A 26,530-nucleotide genomic window follows, 5' to 3' on the forward strand; every position below is an offset into this window, starting at 1 on the left:
AAATAGTGTATCATTTGGTTTATCCTGAAATCGATGCACTTACCTCTGCGATGACGATTCCCCGCCGCCTACTATCCGGAATGCGACCGACCGGCCGCCTGCACTTGGGGAACTACGTGGGGGCACTCGAGAATTGGGTACGATTGCAGGAGCAGTATCAGAGTCATTTCCTGGTGGCGGACTGGCACGCGCTGACGACCGACTTGGAGGGGACTCGAGAATATGCCGCGAACACGCGCGAGATGGTGATTGACTGGATCGCGGCGGGAATCGATCCCGTCCGTAGTCCGATTTTCGTGCAGTCGCAGGTCAAGCAGCATGCGGAGCTGCATTTGATTTTCAGTATGCTGATCACGACGGCGCGGCTGGAGCGGAATCCGACGTTAAAGGACCAGGTGCGCGACCTTGATTTGGAGACCCGACTGAGTGTCGGACATCTCGCGTACCCCGTGCTGCAATCGGCGGACATTCTGATCTACAAAGGCGACGTGGTACCGGTGGGTGAGGACCAGTTGCCGCATGTAGAAGTTACGCGTGAGCTGGCACGTCGGTTCAACAACGTGTACTGCCCTCAGCAGCCGATCTTTCCGGAGCCGGATCCGCTGGTGACGGAATTCCCGCGTCTGCCGGGCCTGGACGGCAACAAGATGTCGAAATCGCTGGGCAATACGATCCAGCTCGCGGATGCTCCGGACGAGGTGCGGGGGAAGTTGCGGAGGGCGATCACGGATCCGCAGAAGATTCGGAAGGGCGATCCGGGGCGTCCGGACGTTTGCCTCGTGTTTACGTACCACAAGAAGTTCAATGCCGATGCCACGTCGGAGATTCGCAGCGGGTGCGAGAGCGGCGCGTTGGGATGTGTGGAGTGCAAGCAGCGCTGCGCGGATCGGATTGCGTCGCACTTGGAGCCGATCCGGGTGAAGCGGGCGGAGATCGAAAGCAAGCCGGGCCTGATCGACGAGATTCTGGCCGACGGAAATTCCCGCGCGCGAAGCATTGCCGCGGCGACGATGGACGAGGTACATGCCGCGATGGGGTTCGGATGAGCGCCTGGCAGGTCAAGCTCCCGCGTTTTGAAGGGCCGCTGGATTTGCTGCTCTTTCTCGTGTCGCGGCAGGAGTACGACATATCGGATCTGCCGATGGCGGAGATCACAGAGTCGTATCTCGGGGTCGTTGACGCGATTGGGATTGAGGATCTGGAGGACGCTGGCGAGTATCTATTAATGGCCGCGACGTTGCTGTCGATCAAGGCCAAGCTGTTGCTGCCGCGTCCACCGCAGCTCGGCGAAGAGGAAGTCGAGGATCCGCGGCGCGAGCTGGCAAATCGCCTCTTGCTTTACCAGAAGGTCAAAGAGGAAGCGGCACGATTCGGACGGCGCGAAGACGAGATGCTGGAGCGTTGGGAGATCGGCTATACGCCGGTGCCCGCCGCCGCGGAGCCCAGTCCGGACGAGATGCTGGTACCGATGACGATTTACGATTTGTCGCGGGCGATCGAAGAGCTGCTGATGAATCGTGAATCGCGGACGTTTCATCAGGTCAAGCTGCATCGGATATCCCTTGAGGAACGCATGCGTTGGGTCGTTGACCTGGTCGCGGAGCTGGAACGCTTTGGCTTGTTGCACACCATGCAAACCGAGCGGGAGCGGATGATCTGGGTGGTGACGTTGCTGGCGATCCTGGAACTGGCGAAGCGGCAGCGGATTCACGTGGATCAGAACGAGGCATTTGCGGAGATTTATGTTTCCGGGGCACAGGTCCCGGAGGTTGAGGCCGCATAGGTTGGCAAAGAAGCAGCGCAAGATAAACGAAGACGAGCAGGCCCTGCCGCTCGATGGACTCCCTGAGGACGGCGAATCGCTGCTGAACGCGGAAGGCGCGCCGGAGCCGGAGCAAGTCGAGGTTAATCTTCGCGACGACCACGAGTTTCTGAAGGCCGTGACGGAGTCGATGCTCTTTTCGTCGCGGGAGCCGTTGACGGAGGAGCAATACAACTCGGTGATCGGTGTTCGCAATCGGGGGAAGTTGCCGGAATTTGTAAGGCAATTGAATATCGAGTACGCGCAGACGGGTCGCGCGTTCGAGATTTTGCACGTGGCGGGGGGCTACCAGTTTTTTACGAAGCCGGACTATTCGGGCGCACTCAAGAAGCTGTCGGTGGAGCGCAATCGCGCGCGGGTATCGCGGGCGGCGCTGGAAACGCTGGCGGTGGTGGCGTTTCGCGGTCCGGTTACGCGGATTGAGATAGACGACATTCGCGGAGTGGATTCCGGCGGGGTGCTTAGAACGCTGTTGGATCGTCACTTGGTCGCGGTGAAGGGTCGCGCGAATATCGTGGGCAAGCCGCTGTTGTACGAGACGACTGCTGAATTCCTGAAGCATTTTGGACTTTCTTCCCTGACTGACCTGCCACGGGACAGCGAACTCACACGGGAGTGGGGACGCTTGCAGGAGCTGGGGGGGCGAGACACGCAGACGGAATTCGCCGCCGACGTTGATGGCGGGTCGGCGGCGGCGGGGATTCCTCCGCTGGCTGATCTGTCGGAAGTGTTGCCGGCGGCGGGCAGGACGAACGGTCATCATCACGCGCATCCGCCGACTGACGGGGATGCCGCTCCCGACGAAGGAGATTCAGGGCAATGATGCTACGGAACTCAAAGATATTGGTTCTGGGCGGTTTTGGTTTGGTGGGGATGGCGGTCTGCCGCAAGTTATTGGCGCGCGGGCCGAAGGCACTGGTGGTATTGTCGTTGAAGCAGCAGGAATCCGAAGCCGCCTGCAAAGAGCTGGCGGCGAGCTATCCGCATGTTCAGTTGATTCCGGTGTGGGGCGATATTTTCGTTCGCGAGAGCCTGAAGGATATTCCCCGGTCGGAGATCATGTCCAATGATCGTTATCGCGCCGAATTCATCGAGGATTTCTGGGAGAAGCCATCGCCGGAGCGGCTGCGGACGTTCTATCTGCACCGCTTGATCAGCGAGCACAAACCGGACCTGATTGTGGATTCGGTGAATTCCGCGACCGGGCTGGCCTATCAGGACTTGTACAGCGCGTACTATGACATGCGCAACATGCTCCAGTCGTTCGATCAGGGCAAGGTGACGGCGACGGATCTTGAGAGCCAGATGTCGCGGTTTGTCGGCACGGTGTATATGCCGCAGTTGCTTCGGCATATTCAGGTGCTGGTTGACGCGACGATGACGGCGAAGACGCACACGTACGTCAAGGTCGGCACGACCGGGACGGGCGGCATGGGGTTCAATATTCCCTATACGCACGCGGAAGACAAGCCGTCGGGTCAGTTGTTGGCGAAATCCGCGGTGGCCGGCGCGCACAGCATGCTCCTGTTTCTGATGGCGCGGACGCCGGGCTGTCCGTACGTGAAAGAGGTCAAACCGGCGGCGGCGATTGCGTGGAAGCGGATTGCCTACGGGGAAGTGATGAAAGGCGGGCGTCCGATTCCATTGTTTGATTGCCCACCGGACGCGGCGGAAGCGCTGAATCAGACCTTTCAGCGGGTGACGAACGGAGTTGGGCGACCGTTGGGCGAGAATCTCAAGTCGGTGTTCATCGACACGGGGGAGAACGGGATCTTCTCGACGGATGAGTTTTTCACGATTACGGCTTCCGAGCAGATGGAGTTTGTGACGCCGGAGGAGATCGCGCAGGCGGTGCTGTGGGAGATCGAAGGCGGCAACACCGGACTTGACGTGATTGGCGCGCTGGATTCGGTTTCGATGGGGCCGTCGTACCGTGCGGGCATCTTGCGCAGCGCGGCCTTGGACGAGATGGCGCGGTTGCAGCGGGAGAATGGCGTCACCAGTATCGCGTTCGAAATGTTGGGGCCGCCGCATCTTTCCAAGTTGCTCTACGAGGCGCACCTGATTAAGCTTGCTTATCCGAATCCAAGTTCGGTTCAGCGGGACACGCCGGAGGTCGTGGCAACCAAGGTGTGGGACGTGGTCTGCGCGGACGCGAAACTGCGCGCGACGATCATTTCGATCGGAGTTCCGATCTTACTGCCGGACGGCAAGCGGATCTTGCGGGCCCCGGAGGTCAAGATTCCGGCCTATGCCGGGAGCAATGAGCTGCGGATTGAGGCGACGTCGGTCGATGAGTGGGCGGACAAGGGTTGGATCGACTTGCGGCCGTCGAATATGGAGCGCTGGCAGCGGCGAATTGACGACTTTTTTGTCGCGGGGCACGAGGATGCAGCGCGCGACACCTCATCGGCGTTTCCGTGGGAGCGTCGTGCACAAGGCGACCGGGACGAGCATTTTGCCGGCCGCATCGTCACCCACATCTTCATCAATGAGGAGAAGGGCGAGCGAATTAAGTCGTGATGTCCCCGCGCGGAATAATCATCGCGATTGACGGGCCGGCGGGTTCGGGCAAATCGACGACAGCGAAATTGGTGGCGAAGCGCCTGGGGTACATGCACATCGACACGGGTGCGATGTACCGGGCGGTTGCAGTCAAGATGCTGCGCAACGGCATCGAGCTCGCCGATATCGAGCGCGTGACGGATCTGTTGCAGGAAACCACGGTCGAGCAGCGCGAGGCGGCGGACTCCACGCGGATTCTGCTGGACGGTCGCGATGTCTCCGACGAGATTCGCACGCCGGAGATCTCGCTGTGGGTCGGGCCGGTCTCCGAGAGTCGGCTGGTGCGGGAATACCTGGTGGAGTGGCAACGGGCACTGGGCCGCGACGGCGGCGTGGTGCTCGAAGGCCGCGACATCGGCACGGTGGTGTTTCCCCGGGCGGAGCTGAAGGTGTTCATGATCGCCGATTTGAGGACCCGGGCAAAGCGTCGCCGCAAGGAGATGCTGTCCCGCGGGATTGACCAGAGTCTGGAAGAAGTTGAACGCGCGCTGGCCACGCGCGATGAGCGGGATTCCAAGCGTGAGCACAGCCCGTTGCGGCGGGCGGAGGATGCCGTTGATTTGGACACGACGGACTTGACGATTGGCGATCAGGTTGAGCGCGTGGTCGCCCTGGCCAAGAAGCTGCTTTCCGCACCGGCAGGCTGAGCCGTGCGGGCCGGATACGCGGTCGTCAGGGCGCTGTCGAGTGCAGGTTTTCACACGCTGTTTGGCCTGCAGGTGCATGGTCTCGACCGCGTTCCGCGCAGTGGACGGATCATCCTTGCTTCGAACCATCGTTCGAATTTCGATCCTCCGATCCTGGGCGGTGTCGTTCCGCGGGAAACGCACTTTTTTGCGAAGGAGGAGTTGTTTCGCGGTCGCTGGTTGGGCGGGTTGATTTCGTACCTGAACGCGTTTCCGGTGCGGCGGGGCCAATTCGACCGGACCTCATTGCAGCAGTGTCTCCATGTGCTCGAGCAGGAGGGGTGCCTGCTCATGTTTCCGGAGGGCACACGGGCGCCGGCGGACGGTTTTTTGAAGGCAAAAGTCGGGGTCGGCTGGGTGGTGTCCTTGTCGCAGGCACCGGTGTTGCCCGTGTATATTCATGGAAGCACGGTGAGCCGGCCGCGCTGGTCGCCACGGCCGGCGATTCAGGTGATTTTTGGCGATCCGGTCACGGCGGCGGAATTAACGGCCGGGACGGAGCGCGGGCGGGTGGCATACGAGATTATATCAGACCGCGTGCTGGAGCGGATTCGCGATCTCTCCGTGCGACTCCCGGGGGGAGTCGTTCGTGAGCGCGGCCCGCTTTACGAGCGCTCGGTGATTGATAATGAACGGTTGAGGTAGGTCCAACTAACCCCGTTCCCGGACGGGCATAAACAAGCCGGGACGACCCAACATGGAAACAGAAGAAACGAATGTGCCGGTAGCGGTCACCGCAAAAGACGACGTCCGCTTCAAGGGGCGCAAGATCAAGCTCTCGGAATTGCCCGAGCAGCAGGCGGAACTACACCGCGAGACGCAAGATCTGGCCGGACTCTATGAGAAGATGATCATGGAGTTCCGCGAGGGCGAGATCGTCAAGGGCAAGATCATCGCGATCAACGACAAGGAAGTTTCGATCGACATCGGCTTCAAGTCGGAGGGTACGATTTCGTCGGACGAGTTCCCGAGCCGGGATTCGTTCAAGATCGGTGACGACATTGAGGTGTTCCTTGACCGGGTGGAGGACTCGGAGGGACAGCTATTGCTGTCGAAGAAGAAGGCCGATTTCCTGCGTGTGTGGGAGCGCATCGGCGACATCTTCAAGACGGGCGAGATCGTCAAGGGCAAGATTCTGCGGCGGATCAAGGGCGGATTCGTGGTCGATCTGATGGGGATTGACGCGTTCTTGCCGGGCTCGCAGATCGACGTACATCCGGTGCGCGATTTCGACGCATTGGTGAATCAGGACATGGACTTCCGCGTCGTGAAGCTGAACGATGCTCGCAAGAACATCGTGGTTTCCCACAAGGTGATTGTCGAAGAGGGTCTGGCCGGGGTGCGCGAGAAGGTCCTGGGCAGCCTGAAGGTGGGGGATGTGATGGACGGCACGGTCAAGAACATCACCGATTTCGGCGTGTTTGTCGATCTGGGCGGTGTGGACGGCCTGTTGCACATCACGGATCTGTCCTGGGGCAGGGTCAGTCACCCGTCCGAGGTTGTGCAGCTTGACCAGAAGATCACGGTCAAGGTGCTTGATTATGACAAGGATCGCCAGCGCATCTCGATTGGGTACAAGCAGCTCCAGACTCATCCGTGGGAGGGTGTCGAAGGCAAATACCCGATCGGCGCCCGGGTTCGCGGCAAGGTCGTGTCGATTGCGCGATACGGCGCATTCGTGGAACTGGAGAAGGGCCTTGAGGGGCTGGTGCACATTTCGGAGATGAGCTGGACGCAGCACGTGAAGCATCCCTCCGCGATTCTCAGCGTGGGCGACGAACTCGACGTCATCGTGCTGAATATCGACAAGGAGAATCGCAAGATTTCGCTGGGTCTCAAGCAGATCGAGCCGGACCCGTGGGAGAATCTCGAGCAGAAGTATGCCGTCAGCAGCCGTCACACGGGCAAGGTCCGTGATCTGGTGCCATTCGGCGCATTCGTGGAGTTGGAAGACGGGATTGACGGTCTGGTGCACATCTCCGACCTATCCTGGACGAAGCGGGTTCGCCATCCGGGCGAGCTGCTGAAGAAGGGTGACGAGGTGGAAGTGGTCGTGCTCGGTTTTGATCGCAATGAGCGTCGCATCGCCCTCGGTCTGAAGCAGGCGCAGGAGAATCCCTGGGACGAATTTGAACGGACATTTGCCGTGGGCACACAGGTCACCGGGAAGGCGTCGCGGATCCTCGAGAAGGGCGTCGTTGTCGATCTGCCCAATGAAGTCGAGGGCTTCGTTCCGAACAGTCAGCTCAAGCGGCTGACGCGCGGCGGGAAGCAGTCGGTAAGCGTTGGCGACGAGTTGCAGCTTGAGGTGATCGAATTCGACAAGGAGTCGAAGAAGATCATTCTGGCGGCACAGGCTCCGGCCGGTGAAGCGGAAGGCGCCACTGACGACACGTACAAGCAGTACGTGGTTGGCAGTGACACGGACTTGCCCGATCAGCCGGAACCGCACGGTTACAAGGACGAGTCCACGGAACCGCAGGTTTAACCGCCGCGCGGTTCTCTGATGGCGACGGTGCAGCCGTGGAATTGAACAAGAAAGTCTCGCTGACGACCCTCGGTTGCAAGCTGAACCAGTATGACAGCGAAGCGATTCTGACGCAGTTTCGGCACGCCGGTTACGAGGTGGTAGAGGCGGGCGATCCCGCGGACATTTGCGTCGTGAATACGTGCGCGGTCACCTCCGTGGCCGAGCGCAAGGCACGCACGATTATCCGTTCAACCCGCCGCCGGAACCCTCAGGCAACCGTTCTGGCGGTGGGTTGTATGGTAGAGCGGACCGCGGACTCGTTGGCGGCGATGCCGGAGGTCAATGCGGTCCTGGGTAACCGCGAAAAAGAGCACCTCATTGATTTTTTGAACCGGATGTCTGCCGGTAGTTCCGGTCACCAATTTGTCGGTGAGACACGCGCTGCCGCGGAATTCACGGATGGAGTGGTTGTTACCGGGTTGCTGGGTCGGACCCGCAGCTTCTTGAAGGTTCAGGACGGTTGTTCGCAGAAGTGTACGTACTGCATCGTGCCCCAGTTGCGCGGGCCGGGGCGGAGCCTGTCGATCCCCGCGGTGGTGGAACGGGCGCGCGTCCTGGCCGACCACGGTTTTGCCGAGCTTGTCCTGACCGGTGTAGCGCTCGGCACGTACGGCTTTGATCTCGGCAACCGCGGCGCGCTGGCAACGTTGTTGTTCGAGTTGGAAAAGGTCGAGGGCTTGAAGCGAATTCGACTGGGGAGTGTTGAACCCTGGGCGATCAGCGACCGGATGTTGGACGTCGTCGCCGGCTCCACGAGAATCTGCCCTCATCTGCACATCCCGTTACAAAGCGGCGAGGATGGTGTACTGCATCGGATGAATCGCCGCTATTCAACGAAGCAGATCGAGCACGTTTTCGACTACGCGTACGGATTGCGTGATGATTGGGGCTTCGGCTCCGACATCATCGTGGGTTTTCCCGGCGAGAGTCGGAACGATTTCGAGCAGACCTGCCGCTTTCTCTCCGACCTGCCGCTCTCCTACTTGCATATCTTCCCCTATAGTACGCGACCGGGCACCCCGGCGACCCGCCTGCCGGGGCAAGTCGGGGAGCAGGAGAAGCGGACCCGCGCGGGAGCGCTTGCCGAAATCGATCAGCGGAAGCGAATGGAATTCAGGCAGCGGAGCCTTGGCCGGGTAGCAAGGGTATTATTTGAGAATCGCCTCGTCGGGCCACTGCTGGCCGGGCACTCCGATAACTATCTTGATGTCTATGTGACACCCGCGGCGGAACTGCCGGGTCGCATTCGCTCGGTCAAGCTCGTCGATCTTCATCCCGCCGGAGTGGTGGGCGAAATTATCGATTGAATCCCTTTCCCATTTCACAGTTTACATGGCAACACCCCTCGTGAATATCGACCGCCACGTCCGCACATTTTGCGAACTGGTGCGGATTGACAGCCCTTCCAAGAAAGAGACTCAGGTAGCGGACTATATCGAAACGGCGTTACGCGGACTTGGTGTGGACACGTGGCGCGACGGTGCGGCGGAGCAGATCGGCGGTGAATGCGGCAATCTTCATGTGCGGATGCCCGCTCACGACTCGCAAGCGCCGGCGATCTTGTTTTCAGCCCACATGGACACCGTGATGCCGGGTCTGGGTATCAAGCCGCAGATTCGGGACGGGGTGATCTACTCGGACGGCACGACGGTGCTCGGCGCGGATGACAAGGCGGGGGTCGCCACGATCATTGAAATGCTGCGGATATTGAAGGAGTCGGGCCTGCCGCACGGACCGATCGAGGTGATTTTTGATGTGGCCGAGGAGATTGGGCTGATGGGAGCGTATGCGGTCGATCTGTCGAGTGTGAAGGCCAAGTGCGGAATCGTTCTAGACGGCGAGGACATCGACACGGTGATCTACAAGTCGCCGAGCGCCAATCGCATGCTGTACGAGATCGACGGGGTCGCGGCACACGCCGGGATGGCGCCGGAGAAGGGCGTTTCGGCGATCGAGGTTTTTGCGCATGCCGTCGCGAACATGAAACTGGGTCGATTGAATCCGGATTCAACCGCGAATATCGGTGTAGTGAATGCCGGGCGCGCCACCAACATCGTTGCGGACAAACTTTCGGCCAACGCCGAGGCGCGCAGCCATTCGAACGAGTTTCTGGAAGAGCAGACGCGCCACATGAGCGCGTGCTTCGAGGAGGCCACGCGGCGTTTCATCAAGACCGTGGACGGCAAGCCGGTCGAGCCGCGATTTCGCGCCAACATCCGCCGCGAGTTCAACGCGATGGATATCGGTTTCGATAGTTTTCCGTTTCAGCTGGTGCAGTCGGCGGGTGCCGAGCTGGGTCTGACGATGCGTCCGCTGGCCATCGGCGGCGGCACGAATGCAAATGTTTACAACGAGAAGGGTTTGCCGGCCGTGGTGATCGGCGTGGGTATGCGTGATGAACACACCACGGACGAACATGTCAGTATCGCCGACCTGGAACAGTCGGTCAAACTATGTCTATGCATTCTCGCTCAGAATCACGCTCACGTCGGTTAGGGCCAACTTGAAGGCATGAAGCAAGGCACATCCGCATTGGTTGCGATCATTATTGTCTTGACCCTCGCGCTCGCCGTTGACGTACGGCTGGCCGAGGGTTTGACGTTCTTCACCCAGGAGGAATGGACGCCGACTGGCGTGACTCCGGCGTTGGAGCCGAACGCGCAGCAGATTGTCCTCAATCTCTCGGGAGCCTGGGAGTTGCGAGCGGAGGGCGAGAAGCAGTGGTCACCCGGATGGATTCCGGGGAGTTACACCGACGCACAGACGGTGGTTTCGCTGCGCCGCAGCTTCACGGTTCCCGATTCGCTGCGCCGTTGGAATTTGCAGATTCACATTCCCGAGGTCCACTATTCGGTCGAGGTGTGGTTGAACGGGAGGTTTATCTCGTCGTTCACGGGTAACCATCTCGGTTTTTCGGCGGATTTGACGCGGGACCATATCAAATTCGGCGGACCGAACGAACTGGTGTTGAAGCTCGATAACTCGCTCTCGCCGGACGGATCGCTGCCGGTATTTCCGCAGTTATTGCAGCCACTGAATTACGGCGGGGTGTTCTCCGGTGTGTTCATTCGAGCGGTGCCGTCCTGGTCGATTGAGGAGGTGACGCTGGAGGAGTCCTCGAGTCGGGACTCGATGTTGGTCAGTGGAACCGTGAACATCCGCATCGCCCAGTACTCGAAGGCCGTCAGCCTCGCGGACTCGAGCGGGGCGGCGGCGGTCGTCCGCGCCTATGTCGAGCTGCGTGACTCCAGTGGAGCGCTGATCGCGGAGAGTCGGGGCGACGCGGTTTCCGCGGGCGGGTCCGATCGTTTTCAGGCTTCGCTGCCCTTGCCCGGAATTCGCCCGGCGTTTTGGTCGCCGACGGCGCCGGTGCTTTATCGCCTGGACGCGTACCTGCTGGCCGACGGGGACACATTGCACCGGTTCAGTCGCGAAGTGGGTTTCAAGCGAGTGCGGATAGTCGGACCGTCGATCTACCTGAACGGGGCTCCGTTCACGATTCGGGCCGTGGACTACCTGCCCGAAGCGGTTCGCGGGCGGCGGGCCATCTCAGAACAGCAGTTGCGTCGCGACTTTGCGGCCCTCAAAGAGCTGAACGTCAACGCGATCCGCCTGCGCTATTCGGCGCCGTCTCCGCTGGTGGTCAAGCTGGCGGATGAAACGGGATTCCTGCTGTTTGCGGAGTGCGGACTCGACTGGATTCCCGCGAACATCCTCAGCAGTCCCAAGTTCCGGCAGGTCCTCGAGCACAGCTATGAGCGGTTGCTGACTCAGTTTGACGATCACGTGTCGGTGTTCGCCTGGAGCCTCGGATCGAACCTCGACTGGACCGACGACCGCACTCAGTCAGCGGTCAGCGGCCTCAAGCAGTTGATTCGCTCGCGGGATTCGCGCCCGTGCTTCGTGGAGTGCGCATCCGCGGGGAGCGCGGCTCCGGACGCGGACATCGTGCTGGTGCAGATGGGCATTGATCAGGCGCGGTCCGATGTCATTCCGCCGCCGGACGGTACGATTCCGACGATCATTTGCAATGTTGGGAAGCGCGCGGCCTTAAGTAATCAGTCGATGTCGGATGCCTCCGCCGGAATCGTCAATCAGGCGGACTTGTTGATCCGCACGGTGCTGTCGATTCAAGAGCGTCCGGATTTGGCGGGGTTCGTTATTCACTCGTACGCGGATTATCATGGTGCCAGTCCGCTGCTTGCGCAGCCGTTCGCGTCAGACCCGCTGATCTACACCAACGGCATCGTGAATTTTGCGCGTCAGGAACGGATCGCGTACTTCAAACTGCGCGATCTGGCTCAGACGGGACAGGTGTCGCCGCCGATTCCATCGGAGACGAGTGAGACCCCGCCGATGACGTTTCCCGCGGTGGGATTGGCGGCACTGCTGTTGCTTTCCGTTGAGATGCGGCGCAACAACGTGTTCCGGCAGAACCTGAAGCGGGTCTTCATGCACGCGCACGGGTTCTACAGCGATCTGCGCTATCGGCGATTCCTGCACACCGCGCAGCCGCTCTTGCTTTGGCTATTAGAGTCGATCACGCTGGCCCTGCTGACCTCGTCGTTGCTATACGCGATGCGGCACAACCTGTCGTTTGACTTTCACCTGACGCACTTCCTGCCGTGGGCGGGATTCAAGGCCGATTTGGTGGCGTTGATCTGGAATCCGCCTCGTTCGGTCGCCTACTTCACCGGCTTTTATCTCCTGTTGATTCTGTTGGCGACGGTGTTCGTGCGGGTGTCTTCGATTCCGTTCCGGGAGAAGGTGGATTTGTGGCAATCGGCGAACTATATTATTTGGGCGTACGCGGCGCTGCTCTTCGTCTTGCCGTTGGCGGTGGTCTTCTATCGCGTGCTGGACATGCCGCAGTTTTTTGTTCCCGCGTTGCTGGGGGCGGGCGCCGCGCTGTGTTGGTGTTTGTTCAGGTTGCTGACCGCACTGCGCACCGGATTCGGCACCACGCAGGGGCGAATTACCGTGACGGCTGTAGTGGCGGCGGTCGTCGTGGTCGGCGGAATTGCCTGGCTGCTTTCCAATAGCCGCCAGACCTTCGCCTACTTGTCATTTTTCCGCGACATGCTGGGGGGAAGTTGATTGAACGGGCAAGTGAGGCCATAGTGAGTACCGAAAAGATCCTGAGCGAGGGGTTGACGTTTGATGATGTGCTGTTGATCCCGGCCAAATCGACCGTATTGCCCAGCGAGGTTGATCTGCGGGCGCAATTGACGCCGCGCCTGACCTTGAACATACCGCTGGTGTCGTCGGCGATGGATACGGTCAGCGAGGCCGCGTTGTGCATCGCCCTGGCGCGGGAAGGCGGCATCGGGATCATTCACAAGAACATGTCGATCGAGGCGCAGGCCGCGGAAGTTGATCGTGTCAAGCGCAGCGAATCGGCCGTGATCTCCAAGCCCTACACGCTGCCCTCTACCGCGCGCCTGGCTGATGCGCATGAGCTGATGCGGCGGCGCGGGATCAGTGGAATTCCGATCGTGGACGGCGACAAGCTGGTTGGCATTGTGACGAATCGGGACTTGCGCTTTGAGCAGGATCCGGATCAGCCGCTGAGTCGCGTGATGACGCCTCGCGAACGATTGATCACTGCTCCGGTCGGAACGGATTTCGAGACGACGAAGCGACTGCTCCAGCGACATCGAATCGAAAAGCTATTACTGGTGGACGCGGACGGTCGGTTGGCGGCGTTGGTGACGGCCCGTGATATCCGCAAGCGGCTGGAGTTTCCCAATGCCAACAAGGACGGCGAGGGGCGATTACGGGTGGGGGCGGCGGTGGGGGTGACCCCGGATACTCTGGACCGAGCTCAGGCGTTGGTCGAGGCAGGAGTGGATGTTCTCTGTGTCGATTCGGCTCATGGCCACTCGGCGAACGTCCTTGCCGCGGTGTCGAAGTTGCGTGGGACGTTCACGCAACTGGACATCATCGCCGGGAACGTCGTCACCGCGCAGGGAGCGATCGAGCTTGCTGACGCCGGCGCGGACAGCGTGAAGGTGGGAGTCGGACCCGGGTCGATCTGCACGACGCGCGTGGTGGCCGGGGTGGGCGTTCCGCAAATGACAGCGGTAATGGACGTGGTGAAGGAGATGGGAAAGCGAGGCGTGCCGGTGATCGCTGATGGTGGGATTCGCTACTCAGGCGACATCGCCAAGGCCCTGGCCGGGGGGGCGTCGTCTGTGATGATTGGTAGTCTGTTCGCGGGGACCGAAGAAAGTCCGGGGGAGACGATCTTGCTGGAGGGACGGAGCTACAAGCAGTTCAGGGGGATGGGCTCGATCGGCGCCATGAACAAGGGGAGCGCGGACCGCTATTTTCAGGCCGGAGCCGCGGGGTCAACGAGTAAGTATGTCCCTGAGGGCATTGAAGGGCGCGTACCGTACAAGGGACGTCTGGCCGACACGGTATTTCAACTGACGGGAGGGCTGCGCGCGGCCATGGGTTACTGCGGAGCCCAGACGATCAGCGATTTTCAGCGGGATTCACGGCTCGTGCGAATTACATCCGCCGGGTATCGGGAGAGCCATCCTCACGACGTGATTATCACGCGCGAGGCTCCGAACTACGAGATCCCGCGGTAGGGTCAGCACCTTTGGCGGCTGCTTACCAGGCTGCCTATAGGACTCGGCCAGAGACGAAAAGCGGGCGGCCTGTGGGGGCCGCCCGGGTCATTTCTATCAGAATTTCGGTTCGCCAGGCGCGAATTTACTGGCTGACGGTCAGAGAAGAGCCGGTGTACAAGCACTGGCTGGAGGGGGAGGAGCGCCAGGGCGACACCGGCTCGGCGGGTAGCCGAACAACTCGACGGTCTAAGCCGCGAGGGAGTTCACATGTCGGGAGAGCTTGGCCTTCTGTCTCGCTGCGGTGTTTCGATGCAGCACGCCCTTTGAGACCATGCGGTCGAACAACTCGTATGCGGACACGAGCGAAGCCTGGGCCTCCGATTTTGAGGTGGTGCCGAGGATGGCCTTTTCCATGGTACGGCACCGCGAGCGGTCGTTCCGATTACGAAGTCTGGCGTCGGCGCTGGTTCTGACTCTCTTGATGCAGGACTTGTGCTGGGGCATCTGAATTCGGAAATAGAAACAAAACAAATTGTTAGGAACTCAGGAAGGCAATAGGCATTCCTGATTAGTTTTCAGAATCGCAATATAGGGAATGGCAGAGACAAAGTCAAGCCCTGATTTAGGCCACATGATCCCCGAACAGCTTCTTGAAATTGTTGAGAAATCTGCACATATTGGTGTGCTGACAGGAGCGGGGATTTCGGCAGAATCCGGGATCGCGACGTTTCGTGGCCCGGGTGGATTGTGGTCCAAGTTCAAGCCGCAAGAACTGGCTAACGTTGAGGCCTTTCTGGCGAATCCCGAGTTGGTCTGGTCGTGGTACCAACATCGTCGAGATGTACTGGCTGATGCCAAGCCCAACGCGGGGCATTTGGCCCTGACGGCGTGGGAATCTTTGGTCAGTGATTTCACGTTAATTACTCAGAACGTGGATGGCTTGCATCGCCTTGCTGGAAGCCAGCGCTTGTTGGAGTTGCACGGCAACATACAGGTGAATCGTTGTCAGCGCTGCGGACTCGAATCGGATCTGAGGGAGCTCAGATTTTCCGGCGACGTTCCCGTGTGCGCGTGTGGCGGCTGGCTGCGGCCCGGAGTCGTTTGGTTTGGCGAATCGTTGCCCGAGCGCGAAATGCAGCAGGCCTTCGAGGCTGCGGAGCGTGCGGACTTGTTCTTGACGATCGGAACATCCGCGCAGGTCTATCCCGCGGCGGCGTTGCCGGAGCTTGCCCGTGACGCAGGCGCGGTCGTCGTTGAAATCAACACTGAGGAGACATCGTTCAGCCCCTTGGCACATTTTTCCTTGCGCGGGAAGGCCGGGATCTTATTGCCGGCTCTGGTGGAGAGAATCGCTTTCAAGAAGAGGCCATGATTCACACGCACTCACACCCGTCTGCCTTGGTGGTCAAGCTGATCGGACTCTTGCTGTTGTTGCTGCTCATCGATGGTTGCGGTTATTATACCGCGTTTACGAGCTACTACAACATCTATTACAACGTCAAGCGTCGATTTACGGAAGCGGAGCGGGACTATTTGGGCAGGTCAACACCGGCCAGCACATCGCCGTCGCGTGCGGGTTCACCGCCGTCGGCTTCCGGTGGTCGTTCCACGCCGGCGCTGGGCGGCGCGGAGAAATACCGTAAGGTGATCGAATCGGGGTCCAAGCTGCTCGAATTCTATCCGAAGAGCCGCTGGATCGACGATACGCTGCTGCTCATGGGTATTTCCTATTATCGAATGAGTGACTACGCGCGCGCGGAGCGCAAGTTCGCCGAACTGGCCACGCTGTTCCCCACGAGCGAGCATCTTCCGGCCGCCAAGATTTGGAATGCGCGGGTGCTTGCGGAGCAGAAACGTGATGACGAGGCCATCGCGGACTTGAATGCATCGCTTCCGCTGCTGCGACATGTAGCGGACCGCGCGGCGGTCGAAGAACTGCTGGGAGACTTGTACCGCAAGCGCGAGGAGTGGCCGGCGGCCGCAGATCACTACAGCGCTGCGGCGGCTCAGGCGCGCGGTGTCACCTTAGCGAATGCGCTTTACGAGTTAGGGATGTGCCGATTCCAACTGCAGGACTATGCGCGGGCACGCGACGCCTTTGTTCAGGCCGGACCGCGTCAGTTGGATCGTGATCGCGCCTTTGCCTGTGAACTGCATCTCTCGCGTTGCCAGATTGCGGCGGGCGAGTACGAACAAGCGGAGCGAACGTTGCATCGGTTGCGCGGTTCCGGCCGGTTTGCCGCGTTTGCGCCTCAGATAGGTCTCGAGTTGGCCGACCTTGCGATACAACAGGGTCGTGTGGAAGATGGCATGGCGCAGTTGCAGAGGATAATCGAAGTCGAGACCGATCGTCCGACACGCGCTCGCGCGTTCTATCGGTTAGGCACGATTCACCGCGATCTCCTGGCGGACTTGCCGACGGCGAAGTCGCTGATGGATAGTGCGTTGGCCGGGGGTGCCGCTCGCGAGATCTCGGATTCAGCCCGTTCGGCGGTGGATCAGATATCGCGCGGACTATCCTCGCTTGACTTGATTAAGTCCCTGCAGGACAGCGTTGCCAAGCTCTCCGAGCTGCGGACCACGGCGCTGGAACGGCCGGCCGTGCCGCGAACGGAGGAGGTACCGGTTCGGCTCGAGGAGTCGCCGCCGGTCGATTCTGATTCGGCGATCGTGGTTGACACGACGAGCGTCGCCACATCGGACTCGATGGTTGCGCCGGTGGACTCCGTCTCGCTGCCGGAGCCGGAGCGGAAGTCACCCGCCGCGTTCGCCGCCGACTCGTTGCTTCGCTCGCTTGAGGCAGCGGATTCACTTCAGAAGGCCGAACGGCAGGCGTTGGCGGACACGAGTCGCTCGGGACCGGCGACCGCCGCGGCCCCGAAGCTGGATGCTCAACAATTGGACTCGCTGCTGGTTCTGACGCGGCGACAGTTGCAGCGCGCATACCTCAGGGCCGGGGAGTTCTACAGCTACACGTTGGATGAGCCGGACAGTGCCCGGCACTATTTTGCGAAGGCCGCGGCCAGCGCCGCCGACCCACTCAGTTACTGGAAGGGCAATTTGCAGCTCGCGAGAGACGCGGCCGCCGACTCCGTCTTGGATGATCAGCGCGTGCAGGACTATTATCGCGCGGTGCTCGAGTCGGACAGCGTTCCGCTGGATGCCGCAAACGAGGCTCGCGTGGCGCTGGGGTTGGCGCCGGAATTCATTCCCGAGTCTGAACAAGCGCTACTGTTCGGGCAAGCGGAGCAGTGGTTGCTGGACTCCACGCTGGATATCGAGCAGGCCCTGGAAGCCTATCGACGCGTCGTAGCGCTTGACACCACGACGCCATTGGCGCGGCGCGCACTTTTCGCTCAGTTCATGATCTATGATGAGCCCGTCCGTGGACCGCACCTGCCGGACTCTGCAGTTGCGATCGCGAATCAGATCCTGTCGATGTTCCCCGATCAGGGGAGCAGGGATCTCTTTGAGCGGCGAGTGCAGCCGGACGATTCGAACAGCGTGTTCTACCTGACGGAAGCCGATCTGCAGAAGAAATATATGCCGATCGCGTCGGCGGCGTCGATTGAAGAGGCCCCGAGCGAGTCGGGGTGGCCGCCACCCGAGGGCAGCCTGCGCGGTAGGCGCTTTCACTAAGGGTCGCGGGGCCAATGAAGCGAATTGTCGTGGCTGCGCTCGGTGTGCCGCTGCTGGCAGCGGGGAGTATCGCCGGGGGGTGGTGGCTGGGACTGCTCGTGGCGGGCATCCAGATTCTTGCGCTGCTGGAGTGGCAGACGATCACCGCCCGGATGCAATGGAACGGTCAGCGCTGGCTGCTCGCCGCAACGGTAGTCTTGCTCGACCTGGTCGTGTTGACGGATTACTCCGGAATTGCCGTCGCGGGCCTGCTGCTTTCCGTGCTCGGCATGTTGCTCGCGGAGGTCTTTCGACGCACACGACTTCCATTAGGCGGCATGGCGAGCAGCCTGGTCTTTCTGATCTATGTCGCGCTACCACTGGCGTTGTGGATCAGTCTGAAGCAGATGCCGGGGGCACAGCGATTCGCTCCTGTCGGACCACTGTTGCTTCTGTTTTTGGCAACCTGGGTGTGTGATTCCGGCGCGTATTGCGTCGGTCGCGCCGTTGGTGGGGCGAAGCTGTATCCAGCCGCAAGTCCGAACAAGACATGGGCCGGATTCTGGGGGGGTCTCTTGGTCTCCGCTGTCGTGCTTCCCGTCGCGCGGCTGCTCGAGTTCGCAGAACCAGTCGCGATGGATTTCGTGGCGTTGCCGCTGATCGTGGGAGTAGTCGGCCAGATCGGAGACTTGTTGGAATCGCTGATCAAGCGACAAGTTGAGATCAAGGATTCCTCCGGCTTGCTGCCGGGCCACGGTGGCATACTCGATCGCTTCGATTCACTACTGTTCGCCGCGCCGGCCTTCGTCGCCTACCTAATTCTCTTCCCATCTTGAACGCACGCAGCCGCGGAGTGGCGGGGATGTTTGATCGCATCGCCCCTACTTACGACTTCCTGAACCGCCTCTTTTCGCTGGGCATCGACCGCCGCTGGCGGGCGGTGACCGTGCGCGCACTGGATCTCCGCGCGGGGCTACGGATCCTGGATTGCAGCGCCGGAACCGGGGATATGTCACTGGAATCTCATCGACAGGCGGCCGGGATCGTCACGGTACTGCTGGATCCCGCGCATGCCATGCTTGCGCACGCGGATGGCAAGGCCGGAACGATCAGGCCTTCTGAGTTCCGGTTGATACAAGGAGTCGCCGAGCAGCTTCCGTTTTCGGATCGCACATTCGACCGCTTCATGGTGGCATTCGGCATCCGGAACTTCGTTGATCTGGAAGCCGGACTGAGTGAATTGCATCGCGTGTTAGTCCCCGGCGGCAAGGGAGCGATTCTCGAATTTACGCCGGACCGTTCCCGCGTGATTGATCGCGTGTTTCAGTGGTATATGCATCGCATCATGCGGCCAATTGGAGCGTGGATCTCGCGAGATCCCGAGGCCTACCATTACCTCGCGCGCACGGTCCAGGCGTTTGCGACGTCGGAACAACTGCGCGGCCTGCTGCGAGACGCGGGTTTTGAGCTGTCGGCGGAAATCAACCTGTCTTTGGGAATTGCGCGCACCTTCGTGGTCGAGCGGCGACCGGAGTAGTGTTCGGTTCCGCCGATGGACACTCCCTTCCCGCGCTTCCGTTTCCGCCGTGTGCCGTTATTGCCGTTTGTGGCCAGTGTTGTCAGCGGAATCGTCCTTGCTCTGTTCGTTGACATTTCATCCACCGCGACCGGACTTGGATTCATCGTGACCGCTTGCGCGGCGGCGGTGGCATCCGCGATCCGCTCATTGCGGACCATCGGCCTCCTGCTGGCGCTCACGACCGTGGCGGTCTTCGCCTGCGACCGAACCGGACACCTGTTGCTGAGGTCGGAGCGGCAATTGCTGAACCGGCGCAGCGAATCCGTTCCGCCCGTGGCGATCACCGGGCGGATATTCGCACTTGTGCCGGCGACCGGCGGACGAACGCGGGTTGACCTCAATTCCATTCGGCTACTCGATTCCGCGGGATGCGCCTACTCGACTCCGCTTCACTTGAGCTGGTGGGCCGCGGATTCCGCGACGATCGCCTTGCGCCTGGGCGACGTGATCACATCGAGCGGCAGACTGTTGAGCAATCGGCGCCAGATCAAGTCCTCGACGCATTCCCTGATCCACGCGCTGTCCGCTCAGAGCGCGGGAAGTTGGGTCCCGGACGGGGACACCGTGTCCGTTCAAGCGGCCGCTCACGGGACCTGGGAGAGTGTGATTGATCGAAGTCAGGTGTGGGTACGCCAGCGGTTTGATTCGGCGCTTTCGCCGGATGGTGCAGCATTGTGCAAAGCACTGGTGATCGGCGACCAGAGCGACTTCAGTGAAGAATTCACGGGGAAGCTGCGAGCGACGGGGCTGTCTCACATCTTTGCCCTGAGCGGGATGAATGTCGCGGTGGTTGCGACGTTGTTCTGGCTGGTCGCGGGTTTTCTGCCGCACAAGCCGCGCCTGCTGGTTGTCCTGCTGCTGATCATTTTCTATCTTGAGTTGGGCGGAGCGCCAGCGTCGCTGCTGCGCGCCACCATAATGCTCTCGATCTACATGGCCGGGCAGCTCATGAGCCGGCGGGTGGAGATCGCGAACATCATCCTCGGCGCGGCGTTTGTGGAATTGCTGTGGCGACCGCTCGACTTGCTGACGCCCGGGTTCTTGCTGTCCTATCTTGCCGTCGCGGGAGTTGCGCTGGTCTATCCTGCGGTTCGACGGGCGGTATTCGATATACTAAGACTCAAGCCGCCGCGTTGGACACGGCCGATCTTGGAACTTGCGTTGCTGACCGTGTGCGCCCAACTGGCCACGGCGCCGTTGGCGGCCTACTATTTCGGCACATTTCCGTTGGCGGGAGCGCTGGGCAACCTACTGGCGATCCCTGGATTCGCGTTGCTGCAGATTTGCTCGTTCGCCGTGCTGACCCTCCCGGGTCCACTCTCGTGGCTGGCGACTCCGTTCGCGGGGGCTGCTGACCTGCTTGCCGCGTTATTGGGCGGCTTCGTCCGGTTGCTCGGGCAAGCGCGATTTGCAGTCGCCAATGTATCCGGATTGTCGGTTGCGGAGGCGGGATTCTGGATCATCGGCCTGACCGCAATCGCCTACGGACTCGCCTATCGGCGAACTTACGTCGCCGGCGTGGCCGGTCTTGTGTTGCTTTCCGTGGCGATCTGGCGGCCGGTGTTGTGGTCGAATGCAGCACTCTGCAAAGTGTCATTCATCGATGTGGAGAATGGGGACGCGATTCTCATTCAGACGGCGGAGCGAAACGTGCTTGTCGATACAGGGCCGCGCTGGGGAAGTTGGTCGGCGGCGCGCAGGATACTGCCGGTGATGCGGGAACATGGGATCTCGCGCTTGGACGCCATCGTTCTCACGCACCCGGAGAGCGATCACATCGGCGGAGCGGCGGATCTGATTCAGGGCACGGTGGTCGAGCAGCTGCTGACCAATGGCGACAGCTCGAGTTCCGTCACGTACGCGTTGTTGCAAATTGCGGCAAAGGCTGCGGGCGTTTCGCAGCGGAGCATTGGTGCCGGCGACGTGATTCCGTTTGACGACCGTGTGGTGATGACGGTGCTTTCGCCGGACTCCGCGCTGCTGGCCGCTCGAATCCGGCCCAATGAAGCGGCGTTGGTCATTCGGCTCTCTGCCGGAGATTGCTCCGTGTTGTTAACCGCCGATATCGACAGCGTGGTCGAGCGGGAGCTGTTGGCGCACTCCGAGCTGCTCGATGTGGACCTGTTGAAGGTCGCGCATCATGGCAGCGGGAGTTCGTCGTGCATTGCGTTTCTTGATGCGTGTTCGCCGCAAGTCGCCGTGATTTCCGTGGGTGGGCGAAACGTATATGGTCATCCCTCGCCGAGCACAATTGAACGGATTCGGCGATCTCAGATTGAGCTCCACTGTACCATGAACGACGGCACGATGTCCTATGAAACGGATGGCAGTTCGTGGCGGCGGATAGAGTCGCGGGCGGAACGCTGGAGCCGGATGTGGCACGTCGCCGCGTAACACCGGATTACTCCGCCGCGGAAGCCGCGCTGTTGTTAAGCGAGGGGCCGCTGGAGCTGAATCTCTTCCGGAGCGGAGTCACCTGCTTCTGCGGCGTGGACGAGGCGGGTCGCGGTCCATTGGCCGGTCCTGTGGTCGCCGCCGCGGTGGTCTTCGTTGACGATGAGCTGATATGGAGCGCGCGGGACTCGAAGTCGCTCAGCCGCAGGCGGCGCGAAGAACTTGCCACGCGAATTCGTGAGCGGTTTGACTTTGGAATCGGCATGGCGGACGCGGAGGAAATTGACCGGATTAACATCTTGCAAGCGTCGCTTCAGGCGATGGCGCGAGCGGTTGACGCCTTGCGCGCGCGACCGAGCGTGATGCTCGTTGACGGCAATCAGCGCGTACCGCACGCGGTGAGGTCGATTGCGATCGTGAAGGGGGACGCGCGCGTGCGCGTGATTTCGGCGGCGTCGATTCTCGCCAAGGTAGAACGAGACCGCATCATGCACGACCTGCATATTTTGTATCCTGACTATGGATTCGCCCGTCATCTCGGTTATCCGACCTCCGAGCATCGCGCGAAGCTCGCGAAGTACGGTCCATGTCCGATTCACCGCATGACCTTTCGCGGAGTACGCGAACATGTTCGCGGGGCTTCTTAAAGCGGTTTTCGGGCGACCACAACCGCAGGCCGATGACCGTGAATGCGGCCGTCGCGGCGAGGACGCGGCCGCGAAGCACTTGAAGGAATCGGGTTACCGGATTGTGGAAAGGAATTGGCGTTGCCCGCTGGGAGAGATTGATCTTGTAGCGGCGAAGGGCGGCTTGACCGTGGTGGCAGAAGTCAAGACGAGTTTGCGGCGCGGGACCATTCCGCCGGAGCTGCGGGTAAATTCACGCAAGCGGTCCAAGCTTCGTTCACTGGCTGCATACTATCTCAAGCATCGCAGTCCGGGCGGCTCGATCCGGTTCGACGTAGTCGCCGTTTGGTGGGACGAGTCCGGGCAACTTCGCGTTGAACACATTGAGAATGCCTTCTGATGGTGCGCCTGCTCCTATTGGTTCTATGCTGTTGCAATTCAGCGGGTCAGGCACTGACGCTGAATGAGATCATGTTTGACCCCGCGGGGAGCGAAGGCAGCGACGAGTTCATCGAGCTTTACAACAACTCGCAGTATCCGGTGAATCTAACCGGCTGGCGCGTCACGGACGGTGCGGACACGGACCTGGTGGTTGCGACGGAGCAGGGCCTTCAGGCGAACCCGTACCAGTACGTGATCGTGCTTGACCCCGACTACCTTGCTGGCGAGAGCTCGACCTACGACGGCATGATTCCGGAGGCTGCACTCGTGCTCACGATCGACAATTCCACATTTGGAAGTCGCGGGCTGTCGAATAGCGGCGCGGAGACAATCAGCCTGATATCGCCGCAGGGTTTGGCCGTCTCGTCCTACCGCTATACGATCGGCAACACGGCCGGTCACTCGGACGAGAAACGACTCCCCGGCGGCGGCGATTCGTCCGCCAACTGGATGGACAGCGAGTCGCTGAACGGGACGCCGGGCGCGGTCAACAGTGTGACTCCGCCGGAGATAGATCTCGCCGTGCAGAGATTTGTCAGCGATCCGACGACCGTGTTGCCGGGCTCGGCCTTCAGACTGCGCGTGCAGGTCTTGAACCTCGGGACATCTGCCGCGGACAATACGCTAATACTTGCGGAGCGGATCGGGTTTGACACGACGGCAGTTGTCAGCTGGCCGGTCACCGGTCTGCCGCCCGGGGATTCCATTGAGTTGGTTAGCGATGAACTGGTACTTGGTCAGTCATCGCGCAAGTTCACGGCGAGCCTTGGGGCCTCCGACGAGCGAAACGAGAACAACGCGCGCGCGATTTTGGTCGGATCACAGTCGGGGAATCGGCAGGCCGTGTTTAACGAGATCATGTACAGTCCGGCGAGCGGTCGAAGCGAGTGGATCGAGATTCTGAACACCAGCGGCACGGAGCTGGGCGTTTCCGGCTGGCGATTCGGTGATGGCTCCGCTATCGGCGATAGCAACGAGCAGGTCGTGTTGCCGGATCTGAGAATTTCGCCGGATTCCTTCTTGGTATTGGCCTCCGACTCGTCGATCTTTTTGGAATCGGTACCCAACTTCGCGGCGATCTTCGTCTGGAGCACGCCATCACCCTCCTTGAACAACTCCGGGGACTCACTGGTACTGTATGATGGCGAGCAGGCGCTGGTGGATCGGGCCGACTATCGCCCATCGTGGGGCGGCGAATCCGGTAAATCCGTTGAGCGAATCGATGCGGCCGCGGAGTCCGAAGACTCGCATAACTGGGCGACTTCGCTGGATAGCACGGGGTCAACACCCGGTCGCGCGAATTCACGCGCGGCGGGTCAAGCGGCGCCGGGCACTCAGATTCTGGAGTTAACCCCCAACCCGTTTTCACCCGATGGCGACGGCCGCAATGACGAATTACGAATTACCTACGTGCTTGACTACCCTGATTCACGGATTGACGTGAAGATTTATGATACCCGCGGGCGTGAAGTACGTGAGTTGGCGAACAACTCACCCGCGAGTAATCATGGCATGATCATCTGGGACGGTCGAGACGGTGACTCGGCACCGGTGCCGACTGGAGCCTACATTGTTTACCTGGAGGCGCTCGGCAACGGGCAGACCCGCGTGCAGACGGCGAAGCGAGTGGTGGTGCTGGTGAGGAAAGCGTGAGGCTGCTGCAATTTCAGGATGTCGAGGTTGTGTTCCCGGGTCGGGTTCTGTTCCAGAATGTGACATGGTCGCTTTTTCGTGGCGAACGGACGGGAATTGTCGGTCCGAACGGCGCGGGCAAGACGACGCTGTTGAAGTTGATCATGGCGATCGACGCGGCGTCCTCGGGAGCGATCCAGCGCGCTCGCGGGTTAACGCTCGGTTACTTGCCGCAGCAGGGCATTACGCATAAGGGGCGGACGCTCTTTCAGGAGGCCTGGGGCGGATTGCCGGATCTTCCTCACCTGCACGAGGAGATTGAGCACCTTCGCGCGCAGATTACGGCAGTGCCGGACGATGCGGAGTTGATCGAGCATCTGGGTGCGCTGGAGCACCGCTGGCAGGATCTTGAAGGGTACGCCGCGGAGGCGAAAGTGGCTCGCGTTTTGGGCGGGCTCGGCTTCGGCACGAGTGATTTTGAGCGGCGTGTCGAGGAATTCTCCGGTGGTTGGCAGATGCGCATTGCGTTGGCCAAGCTACTGCTCTATGATCCCGACTTATTGCTGTTGGATGAGCCGACAAATCACCTCGACTTGCCGGCCCTGATGTGGCTCGAAGAATTCCTGTCGAAGTTTGCGGGCGCGCTGGTGCTGGTCAGCCATGATCGGCTATTTCTCGACCGCGTCATCAATCGGATCGCGGAGCTGGAACAGGGGCGACTCACGCTCTATCCGGGGAACTACTCTGAATATGAGTCCGCGCGGGACGAACGGCGGGCGCAGGCCGAGACGGCAGCCGAACGGGGTGCGGAGGAGCGCAGACGGATCGAGACGTTTGTCGAGCGTTTTCGCTATAAAGCGTCCAAAGCGAAACAGGTGCAATCGCGGGTCAAGATGCTCGAGAAGATGGAGACGGTTGAGGTCCGCAGCACGAGCAAGCGTGTACGTTTTCGTTTTCCTCCGGCTCCGCCGAGCGGCCGGTTCACGCTCGAGCTGGCGCAGGTCAAGAAGAAGTACGGTGAATTGCAGGTCTTTCACGATCTCACGCTGGTGCTCGCGCGTGGCGAGAAGGTCGCGTTGGTCGGGCCGAACGGCGCCGGGAAGTCCACGCTTTGTCGATTGATTGTGGGAGTCGATCAGCCGACCGCGGGGCACGTGAAGCTGGGGCATAACGTCTCCGTTGACTACTTCGCGCAGGAAGCCGATTTTCACTTGCGCGAGGGCAGTACGGTGCTCGCCGAAATGGAAGCCGAGGGCGCAGGTGCGACGCAGGAGTGGTTGCGGAGTTTGTTGGGCGCGTTTCTATTCAGCGGTGACGACGTATTCAAGCCTGTGTCCGTCCTATCCGGTGGCGAGAAAGCCCGGCTCGCGCTGGCGAAGATGTTGCTGCATCCGTCGAACTTCCTGATCCTCGACGAGCCGACCAACCACCTGGACATGGCGTCGCAGAATGTACTGCTCGAAGCACTCAACGCCTACGACGGGACGCTGCTGGTCGTCAGCCACGATCGCTTCTTTCTGGACAAGCTCGTCAATCGCGTGCTGGAACTGGCCGGCGGGGAGTTTCACGATTATCCCGGAAACCTGTCTGACTTTCTCCGTCGCAAGGCAGCCTCGAACGGTGATCCCGTCGCGGCGGGGGCGGGTCGGATTCCGGTAGAAGCGCGCGATCCCGCGGCGCCGAAGAGCCGGGACCGCAGGCGTCTGGAAGCCGAGATTCGCAATCGCTATTCGCGGCAACTAAAAGCGCATCGGGAAACGCTCGAACGTGTTCAGTCGGAGATTGACCGGCATGAGTCACGCAAGGCCGACCTTGAATCAAAACTGGCCACGGAATCACTGATGCGCGACGGCGATTCATACAAGAAGCTGCTGGCCGAATACGAGTCGATTCGACGAGAATTGTCTGAATTGTACGCAGCGTGGGAGCAATCCGCGGAGGCTGTGGATTGTCTGGAGCGGGAGCGCGACCAGCAGGTGCGGGCGGCAATCCTCGCGAGCGGGGCTTGACATTCGCCGCGAAGAGCGCTATATTAGCAGCTTGCGGAAGCACGATCATG

At 60.8% G+C, this 26,530-nt stretch carries 21 protein-coding genes; 20 read left to right on the forward strand and 1 reads right to left on the reverse strand.

Features of this window, described 5'->3' with window-relative positions:
* Nucleotides 1-80: 80 nt before the first annotated feature.
* From trpS to guaB, 11 genes are read left to right on the forward strand one after another with little or no spacing between them, the layout of a single operon-like run.
* The gene (gene trpS / locus HZB60_04955) at nt 81-1,046 is read left to right on the forward strand and encodes a tryptophan--tRNA ligase (GenBank protein MBI5059116.1); all 966 of its coding nucleotides are present in this window, start codon (nt 81-83) and stop codon (nt 1,044-1,046) included.
* A complete protein-coding gene (locus HZB60_04960; protein MBI5059117.1) occupies nt 1,043-1,783 on the forward strand; it encodes a segregation/condensation protein A in 741 nt (246 codons plus the stop codon). Before trpS ends, HZB60_04960 begins: the two co-directional genes overlap by 4 nt.
* Before the next feature lies 1 nt (nt 1,784).
* On the forward strand, nt 1,785-2,645 hold the full coding sequence (gene scpB, locus HZB60_04965) for an SMC-Scp complex subunit ScpB (protein ID MBI5059118.1): 861 nt from the start codon (nt 1,785-1,787) through the stop codon (nt 2,643-2,645).
* Nucleotides 2,642-4,345 carry a short-chain dehydrogenase gene (locus tag HZB60_04970; GenBank protein ID MBI5059119.1) on the forward strand — a complete coding sequence of 568 codons (1,704 nt, stop codon included), beginning with the start codon at nt 2,642-2,644 and terminating at the stop codon, nt 4,343-4,345. The genes scpB and HZB60_04970 overlap by 4 nt, the downstream gene beginning before the upstream one ends.
* A complete protein-coding gene (locus tag HZB60_04975; GenBank protein MBI5059120.1) occupies nt 4,345-5,034 on the forward strand; it encodes a (d)CMP kinase in 690 nt (229 codons plus the stop codon). The genes HZB60_04970 and HZB60_04975 overlap by 1 nt, the downstream gene beginning before the upstream one ends.
* A gap of 3 nt (nt 5,035-5,037) precedes the next feature.
* On the forward strand, nt 5,038-5,718 hold the full coding sequence (locus tag HZB60_04980) for a 1-acyl-sn-glycerol-3-phosphate acyltransferase (protein ID MBI5059121.1): 681 nt from the start codon (nt 5,038-5,040) through the stop codon (nt 5,716-5,718).
* Between the two features lie 52 nt (nt 5,719-5,770).
* Complete coding sequence (rpsA, locus tag HZB60_04985) at nt 5,771-7,561, forward strand: 30S ribosomal protein S1 (protein ID MBI5059122.1); 1,791 nt, start codon at nt 5,771-5,773, stop codon at nt 7,559-7,561.
* 41 nt (nt 7,562-7,602) lie between these two features.
* The gene (mtaB, locus tag HZB60_04990) at nt 7,603-8,910 is read left to right on the forward strand and encodes a tRNA (N(6)-L-threonylcarbamoyladenosine(37)-C(2))-methylthiotransferase MtaB (protein MBI5059123.1); all 1,308 of its coding nucleotides are present in this window, start codon (nt 7,603-7,605) and stop codon (nt 8,908-8,910) included.
* A 25-nt stretch (nt 8,911-8,935) separates the two neighbouring features.
* A complete protein-coding gene (locus HZB60_04995; protein MBI5059124.1) occupies nt 8,936-10,099 on the forward strand; it encodes a M20/M25/M40 family metallo-hydrolase in 1,164 nt (387 codons plus the stop codon).
* A gap of 15 nt (nt 10,100-10,114) precedes the next feature.
* Complete coding sequence (locus tag HZB60_05000) at nt 10,115-12,700, forward strand: hypothetical protein (protein MBI5059125.1); 2,586 nt, start codon at nt 10,115-10,117, stop codon at nt 12,698-12,700.
* A gap of 23 nt (nt 12,701-12,723) precedes the next feature.
* A complete protein-coding gene (gene guaB, locus HZB60_05005) occupies nt 12,724-14,199 on the forward strand; it encodes an IMP dehydrogenase (GenBank protein MBI5059126.1) in 1,476 nt (491 codons plus the stop codon).
* 228 nt (nt 14,200-14,427) lie between these two features.
* Here guaB and rpsT read toward each other — a convergent pair whose 3' ends face one another.
* Nucleotides 14,428-14,685 carry a 30S ribosomal protein S20 gene (gene rpsT, locus HZB60_05010; protein ID MBI5059127.1) on the reverse strand — a complete coding sequence of 86 codons (258 nt, stop codon included), beginning with the start codon at nt 14,683-14,685 and terminating at the stop codon, nt 14,428-14,430.
* A gap of 127 nt (nt 14,686-14,812) precedes the next feature.
* Here rpsT and HZB60_05015 point away from each other — a divergent pair, with 127 nt between their 5' ends.
* Genes HZB60_05015 through HZB60_05055 form a run of 9 tightly spaced genes read left to right on the forward strand, consistent with a single transcriptional unit; the run spans nt 14,813 to nt 26,480 of the window.
* Nucleotides 14,813-15,553 (forward strand): NAD-dependent deacylase, encoded by a 741-nt coding sequence (locus tag HZB60_05015; protein MBI5059128.1) that lies wholly within the window; start codon nt 14,813-14,815, stop codon nt 15,551-15,553.
* Nucleotides 15,550-17,820, forward strand: a complete 2,271-nt coding sequence (locus HZB60_05020) for a tetratricopeptide repeat protein (protein MBI5059129.1) — start codon at nt 15,550-15,552, stop codon at nt 17,818-17,820. The genes HZB60_05015 and HZB60_05020 overlap by 4 nt, the downstream gene beginning before the upstream one ends.
* Nucleotides 17,821-17,834: 14 nt before the next feature.
* Entirely contained in the window at nt 17,835-18,635 is an 801-nt protein-coding gene (locus HZB60_05025; GenBank protein ID MBI5059130.1) for a phosphatidate cytidylyltransferase, read from the forward strand.
* On the forward strand, nt 18,632-19,336 hold the full coding sequence (locus HZB60_05030; GenBank protein ID MBI5059131.1) for a ubiquinone/menaquinone biosynthesis methyltransferase: 705 nt from the start codon (nt 18,632-18,634) through the stop codon (nt 19,334-19,336). The genes HZB60_05025 and HZB60_05030 overlap by 4 nt, the downstream gene beginning before the upstream one ends.
* Before the next feature lie 15 nt (nt 19,337-19,351).
* On the forward strand, nt 19,352-21,772 hold the full coding sequence (locus HZB60_05035) for a DNA internalization-related competence protein ComEC/Rec2 (GenBank protein MBI5059132.1): 2,421 nt from the start codon (nt 19,352-19,354) through the stop codon (nt 21,770-21,772).
* Nucleotides 21,773-21,822: 50 nt separating this feature from the next.
* The gene (locus HZB60_05040; GenBank protein ID MBI5059133.1) at nt 21,823-22,419 is read left to right on the forward strand and encodes a ribonuclease HII; all 597 of its coding nucleotides are present in this window, start codon (nt 21,823-21,825) and stop codon (nt 22,417-22,419) included.
* Nucleotides 22,400-22,798: a YraN family protein gene (locus tag HZB60_05045; protein MBI5059134.1), complete on the forward strand. Its 399-nt coding sequence runs from the start codon at nt 22,400-22,402 to the stop codon at nt 22,796-22,798. Before HZB60_05040 ends, HZB60_05045 begins: the two co-directional genes overlap by 20 nt.
* Nucleotides 22,798-24,492 carry a lamin tail domain-containing protein gene (locus HZB60_05050; protein ID MBI5059135.1) on the forward strand — a complete coding sequence of 565 codons (1,695 nt, stop codon included), beginning with the start codon at nt 22,798-22,800 and terminating at the stop codon, nt 24,490-24,492. The genes HZB60_05045 and HZB60_05050 overlap by 1 nt, the downstream gene beginning before the upstream one ends.
* Nucleotides 24,489-26,480 carry an ABC-F family ATP-binding cassette domain-containing protein gene (locus tag HZB60_05055; protein MBI5059136.1) on the forward strand — a complete coding sequence of 664 codons (1,992 nt, stop codon included), beginning with the start codon at nt 24,489-24,491 and terminating at the stop codon, nt 26,478-26,480. The genes HZB60_05050 and HZB60_05055 overlap by 4 nt, the downstream gene beginning before the upstream one ends.
* Nucleotides 26,481-26,530 lie beyond the last annotated feature (50 nt).

The sequence above is a fragment of the candidate division KSB1 bacterium genome (genome assembly GCA_016214895.1).
GTDB lineage: Bacteria > Electryoneota > RPQS01 > RPQS01 > RPQS01 > JACRMR01.